Origin of the sequence: Hoeflea sp. Naph1, assembly GCF_046837775.1 — a bacterium.
GTDB lineage: Bacteria > Pseudomonadota > Alphaproteobacteria > Rhizobiales > Rhizobiaceae > Hoeflea.
Window position 1 is genome coordinate 2128395 of sequence record NZ_CP177286.1, and the last position, 12534, is coordinate 2140928.

The window sequence follows — 12534 nt, forward strand, 5'->3', positions numbered from 1 at the left end:
TTACCTTGCCAAGCTCTGCGTCAAATCCTGTTCCCAAGACCAATTGCCTGTTCTAGGCTCACCCCGGTCCTGACTGGGAGGCGACTGCAATGGAATTTGATTATGTCATCGTCGGCGGCGGTTCCGCTGGTTCGGTGCTTGCAGCACGGCTGAGCGAGGACCCCACGGTGAATGTCTGCCTGCTTGAGGCCGGCGGTGACGGCAAGGGAATTCTTGTGCGCGCGCCGCTCGGGATGGTGGCGATGCTGCCGGGCCGGCCGAAAATCAACAACTGGGCTTTTCAGACCGTACCGCAGCCCGGGCTGGGCGGTCGGCGCGGATATCAGCCGCGCGGCCGGGCGCTGGGTGGCTCCAGCGTCCTCAACGCCATGCTTTATGTGCGGGGTCACTCTTCCGATTACGATGACTGGGCTGATGCCGGATGCGACGGCTGGGGATGGTCCGATGTCTTGCCTGTGTTTCGCCGATCCGAAAACAACATTCGCGGCGCCGATGCATTTCATGGCGATGCAGGATTGCTGCAGGTCACCGAGCAGAGAAGCCCCCGCCCGATCAGCCGTGCCTTTGTCGAAGCCGCCAGCGAAGTCCAGATCCGCCGCAACGACGATTTCAATGGTCCCGAACAGGAGGGTGCCGGGCTCTATCAGGTCACCCAGTTCTGGCGCGACGGCAGGCAGGGAGAGCGTTGTTCCGTGGCCGCCGCCTATCTACATCCGGTGATGGGTCGCGCCAATCTTAAGGTGATCACCGGCGCTCATGCTACCAGGGTGCTGATGGATGGCTTTCGTGCCACCGGCGTGGCTTATCTCGCGGGAAAAATTGAGCAAAAGGTGACCGCGCGGGCCGAGGTGATCCTGTGTGGCGGCACGTTCAACTCGCCGCAAATGCTGATGCTCTCGGGCATTGGGCCCGGCGAGCATTTGCGCGCAAGAGGCGTCGAAGTGACGAAGGATCTGCCGGGTGTCGGTCAGAATCTGCAGGACCATCTCGATTACATCTACGCCGCCAAGACCCGCGACACCGATGTGTTGGGGCTCGGCGCGGTCGGCGCCTACAAGCTGATCCGTGACATCTTCCGCTGGCGCCGCGATGGAAACGGTATTGTCGCCTCACCGGGCGCCGAAGGCGGCGCCTTCCTCAAATCCGATCCCGCACTTGCCCGTCCGGACCTGCAACTGCATTTCGTTGCCGCCCTGGTGGATGATCATTCGCGCAAATTGCACAGGGGCTACGGCTATTCCTGCCATGTCTGCGCGCTCAGGCCGTATTCACGCGGCGATGTCGGGCTGAACGGACCAGACCCGAGGCTGCCGCCGCGGATCGACCCGAAATACCTGTCCGACCCGCGCGACGCAGATCTGATGCTCAAGGGCGCGAGAATCACCCGCAAGATCATGGATGCGCCATCGATGCGCAAATACCGGCTTAAGGAAGTCTACACCCGCGACGGGATGGATGACGCCGAGCTGATGGATCATATCCGTGCCCGCGCCGATACCATCTATCACCCGGTCGGCACCTGCAGGATGGGCCGCGACGCCCTGGCTGTCACCGATCCGCAGCTCAGGGTTCGCGGGATCGAGCGGTTGCGGGTGGTTGATGCCTCGGTGATGCCGACGCTGATTGGCGGCAACACCAATGCGGCCACCGTGATGATAGCTGAAAAGGCCGCCGACATGATCCTGGCGGCGGCGCGGGCGTGAACCAATGACATCGGCAACGGCCGATCCGACCCACGGGACGCCACCATAGCCATCGCCACGGCGTTGCCAGACATGCCCGTTTCGTTGTTTCATGGGTCCAGGGTGGTTGCCATGTCGTACCGGCTTGTGATTGTTGGTCAACCAACGCAGATTACGCTCAAATTGATACAATTGGGCGATGAGATGCATGCACTAAACCAACGTTTTGGCGGCCTGTTCGCCCGCCACCTGCACACCGGAGCCTGCCATGACCGTTCGCATTGCCGTCCTTACTGTGTCCGACCGCGCCAGCCGCGGCGAGTATGAGGATCTTGGCGGCCCGGCGGTCAAGGCGTGGCTTGAGCGGGTGATCTCCTGCCCGGTCGAAATCGCCATTCACGTGATCCCCGATGGTCTCGAGAGCGTGCGCGACACGCTGATCCGGCTCTGTGACGTTGATGGCGTCGACATGGTGCTGACCACCGGCGGCACCGGCCCGTCGCCGCGTGACCTAACCCCCGAGGCGATGCAGGCAGTGCTGGAAAAGGAACTGCCGGGCTTTGGCGAATTGATGCGCAAGAAAAGCCTTGAGCAGGTGCCGACCGCCATCCTGTCGCGACAGACCGCCGGCAGCCGTGGCAAGACCCTGATCGTCAACCTGCCGGGCAAGCCAGGCTCGATCGACACCTGCCTGACGGCGGTGTTCCCGGCGATTCCATTCTGCCTCGATCTGATCGGCGCCGGCCGGATCGAAACCCACGAGGAAATCCTCAAGGCCTTTCGTCCGTCCAAATGAACCGGCCGGGCAAGGACGCCCGGCCGTCTTTGATCAGGTGCGCATCACCCGGTAGATTGCCGGGATCACCAGCACGGTGAGCGCCGTTGACGAGGCCAGCCCGAACAACAGCGATATTGCCAGCCCCTGGAAGATCGGGTCGGTCAGGATTACCGCCGCACCAATCATCGCCGCCAGCGCGGTCAGGATAATCGGCTTGAAGCGGATCGCGCCGGCTTCGATCAGCACCGGTGTCAGCGGTTCGCCCGCGACATGGGCATGGCGAATGAAATCCACCAGCAGGATCGAGTTGCGCACGATGATGCCGGCGAGCGCGATGAAGCCGATCATCGAAGTGGCCGAGAACGGTGCCCCGAACAGCCAGTGGCCGCCAAGAATGCCGATGAAGGTCAGGGGCACCGGCGTGAGGATGACCAGCGGCGCCTTGAACGATCCAAACTGGGCCACCACCAGGATGTAAATGCCCAGCAGCGCCACGCCGAAGGCGGCGCCCATGTCGCGGAACGTCACCCAAGTGACTTCCCATTCACCGTCCCACAACAGTGTTGGCGTGTGTTCGTCAGCGGGTTGACCGTTGAGCGCGATCACCGGCTTTTCGAGCCCGGTCCAGTCCATCGCATCAAGCGCTTCGTGGACCGCAAGCATGCCATAGAGCGGCGCCTCGTAGGTGCCTGCGAGCTCTGCTGTCACCATTTCGGCGGCACGGCCATTGTGCCGGAACACCGGGAACGAGGCGCGTTCTGTGCCTACCTTCACCACGTCACCGAGTTCCACCACGCTGCGGTCGCCCGGCAACACGTTGGCCGGAATCGGCGTGGTCAGGAAGCTTTCATCCAGCAATCGCTCGGCGCGGGGCCGTTCTAGCCGGATGGCAATCGGCGTGCGACCACCGCCGCGGTGCGAATAGCCCACCGTCTGCCCGGTGTTGAGGATGGCGATGGTGTCGAACACGTCGCGTTCTTCAACCCGGAAGAACTCGAGCTCGTCGGTCGAGATCGTCACCCGTGCGCGGTTTGCCGGCTGCCCCCAGGAGTTGTCGATGTCGACAATGAACGGCGCCGAGCGAAACGCTTCCTCGACCCGGGCTGCCACAGCACGCCGGGTTTCGGCGTCCGGACCATAGATCTCGGCCAAAAGCGTCGCCATCACAGGCGGGCCCGGCGGTGGTTCTACCACTTTCAGGCTCGCGCCCTGGGGCAGCGGGATCGCGGCGATCCGCTCGCGCAACTCCAGCGCAATGTCATGACTGGAGCGGTCGCGCTCGCCTTTCGGCGTGAGATTCAGCGCCACGTCGCCCATCTGGCTTTCCGAGCGCAGGAACGAGTGGCGTACCAGGCCATTGAAGTTGAACGGGGCGGCGGTGCCTGCATGGGTCTGGGTGGTGTGAACCTCATCGAGCTTCAGCGCTTCGCGCGCCACCGCCTGAGCCACCGCGTCGGTGGCTTCGACGGACGTGCCTTCGGGCATGTCGATCACCACCGAGAGCTCGGACTTGTTGTCAAACGGCAACAGCTTCACCGTCACGTCCTTGGTGTAGAACAATGACAGCGAGCCTAGCGTCAGCGCGCCGACACTGAGCAGGAACACCCAGGAACGGGTCTTGCTGGCCAGCACTGGCGTGGCGACTGCGCGGTAGAGCCGGCCGATTTTGCCGCCCGCCTGGGCGCCTTCGCCAGGACCGTGGTGCAGTGGCGCGCGCCCCGCCACCTTCAGCATCAGCCACGGTGTCACGATCACCGCAACAAAGAACGAAAACACCATCGCCGCTGACGCATTGGCCGGGATCGGGCTCATATAGGGGCCCATCATGCCGGACACGAACAGCATCGGCAGCAGGGCTGCGACCACGGTCAGCGTGGCGACGATGGTCGGATTGCCAACTTCGGCAACCGCCTCGATCGCCGCCTGCCGGCGGTTCCGCCCATCTCCCATGCCCCAGTGACGCGATATGTTCTCGATCACCACGATGGCGTCATCTACCAGGATCCCGATCGAGAAGATCAGCGCGAACAGCGACACCCGGTTGAGCGTGTAGCCCATCACCCGTGAGGCAAACAGCGTCAGAAGAATCGTCACCGGAATGACCACGGCCACCACTACCGCCTCGCGCCAGCCGATCGCAAACCATACCAGCAGGATGATAGACACCGTCGCCAGCCCCAGATGATAGAGCAGCTCGTTGGCCTTCTCGTTCGCGCTCTCGCCATAATCGCGGGTCACCTCGACCGCGATGGACTCGGGGATCAGAGAACCTTCCAGGCTTTCCGTGCGCTCAAGAATCTGCTCGGCCACGACCACCGCGTTGGCGCCGGCGCGCTTGGCCAGCGCCAGCGTGACGGCGGGCGTGCGTGTAATCCCGTTGTCGGAGCGGGCGACGGTCGCGACAATTCGCGGCACGCCATCGGGGGCCAGCGAGATGTCGGCCAGATCGCGCACATAGACCGGCCGCCCGTCCCGGGTCGTGACCAGCAAATTGCCGATCTCGGCAGGCGCGTAAAGGGTTTCACCAACCATCAGATCGGTGTTCCGGCCATCGATCGTCACCTGGCCTGCGGGGAAGGCGCGGTTGGCGCTCGACACCTTGGCTGCGAGTTGCTGCAGGGTGATGCCTGTTTGCGCCAGCCGCTGCGGGTCAGGCGCGATGCGGATGATTTCATCGGTGTCGCCGACCAGATAGGTCAGCCCGACATTGTCGATCTTGGACAGTTCGGTGCGCAATTCGCGCGCGATCCGGGTCAGGTCGTTGGCGGTGACCGAGTCCGTTGCATCGGGGGAGGGCGTCAGCGTCAGCGAAACGATTGCCACATCATCAATGCCGCGGCCGACGATCATCGGCTCGGGCACGCCCACTGGAATCCGGTCGATATTGGCCTGAACCTTATCGTGAACCCGCAGGATGGCGGAATCCGTCTGGGTTCCGACGATGAAGCGCGCGGTGACCATGACCTGGTTGTCGGATGTCTGCGAGTAGACGTGCTCGACCCCGTCAATGCTCTTGACGATGGTTTCCAGCGGTTCGGTCACCAGCTTGACCGCGTCATCGGCCTTCAGGCCCGGCGCCGACAGCATGATGTCGACCATCGGCACCGAGATCTGCGGTTCTTCTTCGCGCGGCAGCGTCATCAGCGCCACCAGCCCGAAGGCAAAGGCAGCCAGCAGGAACAACGGCGTCAGCGGCGAGACGATGAAGGCCCGGGTCAGTTCCCCGGCGATGCCCAGAGGCGAGGAACCGGGTTTCATGGCAGCACCACCTTATCGCCGGCCGACAGCCCGCTGATCACTTCGATCAGGCCGTCATCGGCCCCGTCCTGCTGCTTGCCGATCATGATGGTGCGTTCAACCGTCTCGCCTTCGTGGTTTTCAACCGTGATGAAGTCCACCCCGTGGCGTGTGCTCACGGCAGCCTCGGGCGCAAGTAGCGCCATGCGTTTGCCGATCGGCACTTCGACCAGGATGCGGGCGTTGACGAAGGCGGTGTCAAGCTTGTCGACCTCGACATCAGCGATCACACGGCCGTTTTCGATTTGCGGGTAGATCTTTGCAAGCCGCCCGGTTGCCTCGCCGCCAATAGTGGCAATGCGGATTTCCGAACCCGCCTCAAGACTGTCTGCGAAGCGTTCGGGCAGCGCCAGTCGCAGAAAGAAACCGCCTGATCCGATGGTTGCCACCGGTTCGCCGGGCATGATCACGGCGCCCCGGCTGGCCGGTACCGTCAACACAAGGCCATCAGCGGGGGCAAGCACGGCGCCTTCGGTCTGCTGCTGTGTCAGCCCTGCGCGCTGCGCCTCGGTGGAGACGATCTGGTTGCGGGTCACTTCAACGTCTGTCTGCAATTGCGTAAGCCGCTGGCGCGTCACCACGCCCTGCTTGACCAGCGTTTCACCGCGTTCCAGTTCGGCCTGGGCGGTGGCAAGCTGGGCCGCCAGCGCCGCCTGTTGGGCGTCGAGCGCGGCAATCTGGAAGGCGATCTTGTCGTCCTTGACCAGGCCCAGTTGTTGCCCCGCCTCAACCAGATCGCCCTCGCTGATCGTCAATTCCTCTATCACTCCGCCGATCCGTGCCCGCGCAGGCACGATGTCGCGCGATTCCACCCGGGCCTGAACGGCCTTCCATTCGATGATTTCGGTGGGCGAAAGCGTCATTGTCTCGGCCTGGACGACGCTCGCCGACAGCAGGGCCATTAGCACTAGGCTCAAGGTCTTCATGGGGGTGCCTCGTTGCGAATTGATCAAATGAACGTTGGTCTAACCTGACTGCACAGCACCGGTGTGTCATTGCGCAAGATCAAGCCGCCAACATTCGATTGTCGCTTACATAGGTGTGTATATGTAAGATCGCAAATATAAAATAATGCGATTATGCGCGGATCCCGCTATTGCGCCGCGCGCGCCGCCTGGTTCAGGCGAGCTTGTCGTCGAGCAGATTGACGGGGAACGTCATCGCGTTGATCAACCGGTAAAACCCGGCGGCATCGGACGTGGCATCCATGGACATGTCGAAATGCAGCACCTGATCCTTGACGCCCCGGAAGCGCGGCAGTTTCGGTTTGCGCCTGAATTCGGGCTTGAAACCGGCAAGGGCGCGCTTGCCGCGCCATGACGTGATTGCCTGGGCGTAGGCAGCCTTTCTGGCGTGGAATTCCTCGCCAGATGCGGCTTTCTCACAATCGTTGGCGCATGCCGCAATGAAATTGTCTTCCCAACCGTCGAGCACAATGTCGTAGCGCTTCTTGAACACCTCGATCTGAAGCGCAATGGGGGCGGCGACACCGGTGTCCGCGGAGAACGGAAAGCCTTCCGCCACTGCAGTTTCCCCGGTTTCATGCCGCTTAGTCGCAGAGACGGGCAGGGTGCACTGCACTGACAGCGGGCGTTCCCAGAACACCATGCGTTTGGCGAGCAGTACCACCTTGCACAGATTGTCGATTTGGGGGCTGGGCTGCTCGAAATAGACACCTGAAAAAGCTTCGCTGATCTTGTCGAGAAGATCGCGCCGCACCGCGCCATGCCAGGCGCTGAAGAAACAATCCGGCCGGTCGGATGCGCCCTCCCAGTAAAATAGCCGCCGCATCATCTCCGCCTGTTCGGGCAGCAGCAATTTACTGCCGGCGGGCAGTCGTGCGGTCTCAAGCGGTTCACGTGCTGCTGGCGGTACGAATTCAGCGCGGCCCCAGGACAGCGCGTCGGCATCGGGCACGCGGCTGAGGGTTGCCCGGATCAGCTCGCAAATTTCCGGGTCGGCATAGTCGCTTTCACCAATGATGGTGATCCATTCGCCCTTTGCCTGGACGATCATCTGGTTCCAGCATGCACTTTCGCTGCCGGCGCCTCCCTCCGGTGTTATCACCCGAAGCCTGGGATCGGCTCGATCCGCAGCTCGCCGGGCGAGGGCCTGATCCGCATCACCTGAGAAATCGGCGACCAGAATTTCGAAACCCGCGCGCTCGTTCAGGAGCATCTGCGTCACGCTATCGATTGCCTGCGCAGACTGTCGGAACACCGGAATGCAGATCGATAACTCCGTCATGGCGCAAACACCTTGGCACCTGACACAAGCGCTTCCACCGGCATGATCGCATGCTCGCCGAACCGGTAAAACTCGGCCGGTGTCGTTGCACCGATGTCGGCTTCGCGAATTTGCAGCCGGTCATCGGTCAGGCCGGTGAGTTGGTTGACGGTTTTGGGTGGGCTGAACGGCGCGGGGGCGAACAATCTGGCCCATTTGCCGCCTTCCCATTGCGCAAACCCGTGCGCGAAGGAAGCCACTTTGGCATCATAGTTTTCGCGTGTGGGAGAGTATTTGCATTCCTCCATGGCCGCATGCGCATAATTTTCGCCAAAGCCGGTCAGGTCAATTCCGTAGCTGTTGCAGAACCATGCCGTGGTGGCCGCGATGCTAAGGCACAAGGAAGCACTTTCCGCCGACAGCAGAAATGGAAAGGAGGGCTGGTTGAGACTGATGCAGTCCCTGGATTCATGCTCGAATGTCTTCACGCGCAATTTCATCGCAGCGGATGAAAGATTTGCTGCCGAATTTGACGCAGCACAGGCACCAAGCACGGAAAACGGCCGTTCCGAGTGAACGATCAATCTCGCCTGCGCCGTAACCTTGCAGGTGTTTTCCCAATCCACATTGGGATGCTCGAAATAGCGTCCACCATAGGCTTCTTTGATCCGTTCCATCAGCGACCGCCTGATCGCGCCGTGATAGATGCCGACGCCAACGCTGGGGCTGCGTCTGCGTTCGCTCCAGCGGTAAAGCCGGTCGCCCAGTGTTTGCATGGAATGCAACTGCGTTCCGTTTGAAACCGGAATGCTGGCAAGTGTCGGCACCGGCCGGTTGTCGGGCCATTGGTAGCTCATGCACTCCCAACTTATCGCATCGACATTGCGGTGCAGGACTTCGTAGCGCCGGATCACACCGGTTATGCGTGGATCGATGTAATCATCATCGCCGATCACCGAGATCCAGCGACCATTGGCGTGACTGACTGCGCGCTCCCAATTATCGACCATCGGCAGCACCGCACCACCTGGCGCCATCAGCCGGAATCGGCTGTCGTGCAAGCTTTGGGCAAAATAATCGGCCAGCGGTGCAGGATCGTCTGAATTGTCCGCGACGATAATTTCGAAATCATCGCCGCTGTTTTGGGCCAAAGCTTCGATGGTCTTGATGCAATAGGCCTGACGGTTGCGCGTCGGCAGGCAGATGGTCAGATGAACCATGGGAAGCTTTCATGCGCGGCGAAGTCCGGACCGGATGACCGTGCCAGATCAGACTTGCGCCACGCTTGCTGTCCGCCAAACTGCACCGGTAAACCTGATGCTCCACCCTCGCGACCGCGTTACCCATCCAGCTGGTGGAGGCGCGTCGCCGGTTCTACATCTCGAATTCCAGCGCCACACCGGCCGCCTTGGCCCGTTCCACCGCCATGGCCGCAACCGCCAGGTCCTGAAGCCCGACGCCGGTGCCGTCAAACAACGTGATCTCGTCGTCGCTGCTGCGGCCTTGATGGTCGCCGTTGATCACCGCGCCAATCGGCGTGATGTCGGCCTCATTGATCAGGTCTTCGGTAATGGCATGCTGGCATTCGCCAAGCGTGGTCGATTGCGCCACCTCGTCGGTAAACAGTTTTGCCGCGGCCACCAGTCCCGACTCCACCTCCTGCTTGCCGACGGTGTCAGTCCCCATGCAGGATAGATGCGTGCCGGGCCTCACCTGGGCGTGTTTCAGGATCGGGGCGAAGCTTGAGGTGATGGTGATGATCACATCGGCTTGCTGGCCAAGCTGATCCAGTGTCACAGCCTCAAACGGCAGGCCGATCTCGTCTGCCACGGCTGCCAGTTTCGGCAGCATTTCCGGATGCAGGTTCCAGCCGACCACGCGCTCAAATGGGTGCGCCTTGGCCGCCGCGCGCAGTTGAAAAGTGGCCTGGTGACCGGCGCCGATCATGCCCAGCACTTTCGCATCCTTGCGCGCCAGCCGCTTGATCGCCACCGCCGAAGCCGCCGCTGTTCTGAGCGCAGTCAGAAGATTGCCGCCGACCAGTGCGCTCGGTTGCCCGGTGTCGGGATCAAACAGCACCACCGTCGACTGGTGGTTGGTCAGCCCCTTTGCCATGTTGCCGGGCCAGTAGCCGCCGGATTTCAGCCCCAGTGCCAGTCCGGCGCGATCGAAACCGGACTTGAATCCGTAAAGCGCGTCGGCATGGCCGAGTGCCTCGCGCACCACCGGGAAATTGCGCGCGTCACCCCGCGCCATGGCGGCAAACACCGCTTCCACCGCCTCATAGGCGGCTTCGGCGGTGATCAGATCGGCAATCAGTCTTTCAGGTACGATCAGCATGCCGCACTCCCTGTAGGTCAATGTGTAAATAAGGCCAGGATTCCCAGTCAAGCGGGGCTCGCGGGTGCAATCGGATCTGGTTCAATAGGCCTTGCCGCGCGCCGAGACCGGCCACAGGCATTCGACCTTGCCGTTGCGCACCCCGACATACCAGTCGTGGACATTGCAGGTCGGATCGCAATGACCGGGAACCAGCTTGAGCTTGTCATTGACCTTGAGCACGCCATCCGGATCGGCGATCACGCCGTGTTCGTCGGAGCATTTGACATAGCTGACATCGTCGCGGTCAAAAATCACCGGCAGCCCGCTGTCGACCGATTGCGCCTTCAGGCCCGCATCGCAGATCGCCTTGTCCGGTTTTGCGTGGCTCATCACCGAGGTCAGGATGAAAAGTGCATTTTCGAATTCGCTTTTGTCGATGCGCTGCCCGTCCTTGTTCTGGATGCGGCCATAGTCGGCATCCATGAAGGCGTAGGACCCGCACTGCAATTCGTTGTAGATCCCCGAATTGCCTTCAAATGCATAGCTGCCGGTGCCGCCGCCGCCGACAATGTCGCAGTCGAGGCCCGCATCCTTCAGCGCCTCCACCGCATCCCTGACCATGGCGACCGCAATCTCGATCTTGGCTTTTCGTTCCTCGTATTTGTCCAGATGCTGCATCGCGCCCTGATAGGCTTGGATGCCAGAAAATTTGAGCCCCGGTGCAGCGGCGATCGCCTTGCCGAGTTCCAGCACCTCGGCTGTTGAGGTCACCCCGCAACGCCCGGCGCCGCAGTCGATCTCGATCAGGCATTCGATGGTGGTGCCATGCCGCACTGCGGCCTCAGACAGATCGGCGACATTGGCCGGATCATCGACGCAGACGAGGGTTCGAGCACCCAGCTTTGGCAGCCGCGCCAGACGGTCGATCTTGGCTGTGTCGCACACCTGATTGGAGACCAGAATATCGGTGATGCCGCCGCGGGCAAATACCTCGGCCTCCGAAACCTTCTGGCAGCAGACGCCGACCGAGCCGCCGAGCCTTTCCTGAAGCCTGGCCACGTCAACCGACTTGTGCATCTTGCCATGCACCCGGTGGCGGACGCCCATTTCGCGCACTTGCGCGCCCATCTTGGTGATATTGCGTTCCAGCGCGTCGAGATCGAGAACCAGGCATGGGGTCTGGATTTCGCTCTCGTCCATGCCGGGCAGGGCGGGGATGTCGTAGCCGACCTCGAGTCCGTCGAATTGGCTGATTGCGTTCATGATGGTCTCCTCGGCCCCTGGTTCCAGGGCAAATGGTCAAGATCGACGTTGCCGCCGGTGATGATGACGCCAATCCGTTTGCCGCGGAAGACGTCGGGATTGCGCAAAATGGTGGCCAATGGCACCGCGCTGGATGGCTCCATGACGATTTTCATGCGTTTCCAGATCAGCTTCATCGCCTCGACGATTTCGTCTTCCGAAGCGGTCAGCACATCGGTGACGAAATTCTGGACAAAGTGCCAGGTCAGTTCTTTGAGCGGCACCTTGAGCCCGTCGGCCACCGTCACCGGTGCGTCGTCGGCGATAATGTGACCGGCCCGGAACGAACGCGCCGCGTCATCGGCCTGATCGGGTTCAGCGGCATAGATCTGAATGCCGGGCGACAGCGTCGACAGGCTCAGGCAGGTGCCCGAAATCATGCCGCCGCCACCGATCGGCGCCACCACGGCGTCAAGGCCGTCAACCTGCCCGAGCAACTCGCGTGAACAGGTGGCCTGTCCGGCAATCACCCGCGGGTCGTTGTAGGGGTGGACGAATTCCGCGCCGGTTTTCGCCACCACCTCGGCAAAGGTCGCTTCGCGGCTCGAGGTCGACGGTTCACATTCGATGATCTTGCCGCCATAGCCGCGCACCGCGTCCTTCTTGGCTTGCGGCGCCGTGTGCGGCATTACCACCGTGCAGGGAATGCCGCGCTGGCCGGCGGCGTAAGACAGCGACAGCGCATGATTGCCAGAGGAATGGGTGGCGACGCCGCGCTTTGCCATCTCCTCGGACAGCCCGAACACCGCGTTCGAGGCGCCGCGCACCTTGAAGGCACCGGCCTTCTGGAAGTTCTCGCATTTGAAGAACAGGTGCGCTCCGGTCAGTTCATCGAGATAGCTCGAGGTCAGCACCGGCGTGTGATGGATATAGGGACGGATGCGCTCATGCGCGGATACGACATCATCAAATGTCGGGATGGTCATT

General features: G+C 62.0%; 9 protein-coding genes. 2 read left to right on the top strand and 7 right to left on the bottom strand.

The features are described from left to right. The first annotated feature begins 89 nt into the window (after window positions 1-89). Both ACK6D9_RS10090 and mog read left to right on the top strand, forming a co-directional pair. The gene (locus ACK6D9_RS10090) at window positions 90-1703 is read left to right on the top strand and encodes a GMC family oxidoreductase (protein WP_412051561.1); all 1614 of its coding nucleotides are present in this window, start codon (window positions 90-92) and stop codon (window positions 1701-1703) included. 247 nt (window positions 1704-1950) lie between these two features. Beyond that, entirely contained in the window at window positions 1951-2478 is a 528-nt protein-coding gene (gene mog / locus ACK6D9_RS10095) for a molybdopterin adenylyltransferase (protein WP_412051562.1), read from the top strand. Window positions 2479-2511: 33 nt separating this feature from the next. Here the strand turns inward: mog and ACK6D9_RS10100 are convergent, their stop codons facing one another. From ACK6D9_RS10100 to bhcB, 7 genes are all read right to left on the bottom strand, one after another. Beyond that, a complete protein-coding gene (locus tag ACK6D9_RS10100; protein WP_412051563.1) occupies window positions 2512-5718 on the bottom strand; it encodes an efflux RND transporter permease subunit in 3207 nt (1068 codons plus the stop codon). Continuing rightward, window positions 5715-6683, bottom strand: a complete 969-nt coding sequence (locus ACK6D9_RS10105; RefSeq protein ID WP_412051564.1) for an efflux RND transporter periplasmic adaptor subunit — start codon at window positions 6681-6683, stop codon at window positions 5715-5717. Before ACK6D9_RS10105 ends, ACK6D9_RS10100 begins: the two co-directional genes overlap by 4 nt. A gap of 193 nt (window positions 6684-6876) precedes the next feature. Then, window positions 6877-8004 carry a glycosyltransferase gene (locus tag ACK6D9_RS10110; protein WP_412051565.1) on the bottom strand — a complete coding sequence of 376 codons (1128 nt, stop codon included), beginning with the start codon at window positions 8002-8004 and terminating at the stop codon, window positions 6877-6879. Further along, window positions 8001-9203 carry a glycosyltransferase family 2 protein gene (locus ACK6D9_RS10115; protein WP_412051566.1) on the bottom strand — a complete coding sequence of 401 codons (1203 nt, stop codon included), beginning with the start codon at window positions 9201-9203 and terminating at the stop codon, window positions 8001-8003. Before ACK6D9_RS10115 ends, ACK6D9_RS10110 begins: the two co-directional genes overlap by 4 nt. A gap of 154 nt (window positions 9204-9357) precedes the next feature. Further along, window positions 9358-10323: an iminosuccinate reductase BhcD gene (gene bhcD / locus ACK6D9_RS10120; protein WP_412051567.1), complete on the bottom strand. Its 966-nt coding sequence runs from the start codon at window positions 10321-10323 to the stop codon at window positions 9358-9360. Between the two features lie 81 nt (window positions 10324-10404). Beyond that, complete coding sequence (bhcC, locus tag ACK6D9_RS10125; protein ID WP_412051568.1) at window positions 10405-11568, bottom strand: 3-hydroxy-D-aspartate aldolase BhcC; 1164 nt, start codon at window positions 11566-11568, stop codon at window positions 10405-10407. Next, complete coding sequence (gene bhcB, locus ACK6D9_RS10130; RefSeq protein WP_412051780.1) at window positions 11565-12533, bottom strand: beta-hydroxyaspartate dehydratase BhcB; 969 nt, start codon at window positions 12531-12533, stop codon at window positions 11565-11567. Before bhcB ends, bhcC begins: the two co-directional genes overlap by 4 nt. Window position 12534: the final 1 nt, after the last annotated feature.

Coding starts and splice junctions, on each gene's coding strand:
- bhcC (WP_412051568.1), bottom strand. CDS start 11,568: ATGAACGCAATCAGCCAATTCGACGGACTCGAGGTCGGCTACGACATC.
- ACK6D9_RS10090 (WP_412051561.1), top strand. CDS start 90: ATGGAATTTGATTATGTCATCGTCGGCGGCGGTTCCGCTGGTTCGGTG.
- ACK6D9_RS10115 (WP_412051566.1), bottom strand. CDS start 9,203: ATGGTTCATCTGACCATCTGCCTGCCGACGCGCAACCGTCAGGCCTAT.
- bhcB (WP_412051780.1), bottom strand. CDS start 12,533: ATGACCATCCCGACATTTGATGATGTCGTATCCGCGCATGAGCGCATC.
- mog (WP_412051562.1), top strand. CDS start 1,951: ATGACCGTTCGCATTGCCGTCCTTACTGTGTCCGACCGCGCCAGCCGC.
- bhcD (WP_412051567.1), bottom strand. CDS start 10,323: ATGCTGATCGTACCTGAAAGACTGATTGCCGATCTGATCACCGCCGAA.
- ACK6D9_RS10105 (WP_412051564.1), bottom strand. CDS start 6,683: ATGAAGACCTTGAGCCTAGTGCTAATGGCCCTGCTGTCGGCGAGCGTC.
- ACK6D9_RS10110 (WP_412051565.1), bottom strand. CDS start 8,004: ATGACGGAGTTATCGATCTGCATTCCGGTGTTCCGACAGTCTGCGCAG.
- ACK6D9_RS10100 (WP_412051563.1), bottom strand. CDS start 5,718: ATGAAACCCGGTTCCTCGCCTCTGGGCATCGCCGGGGAACTGACCCGG.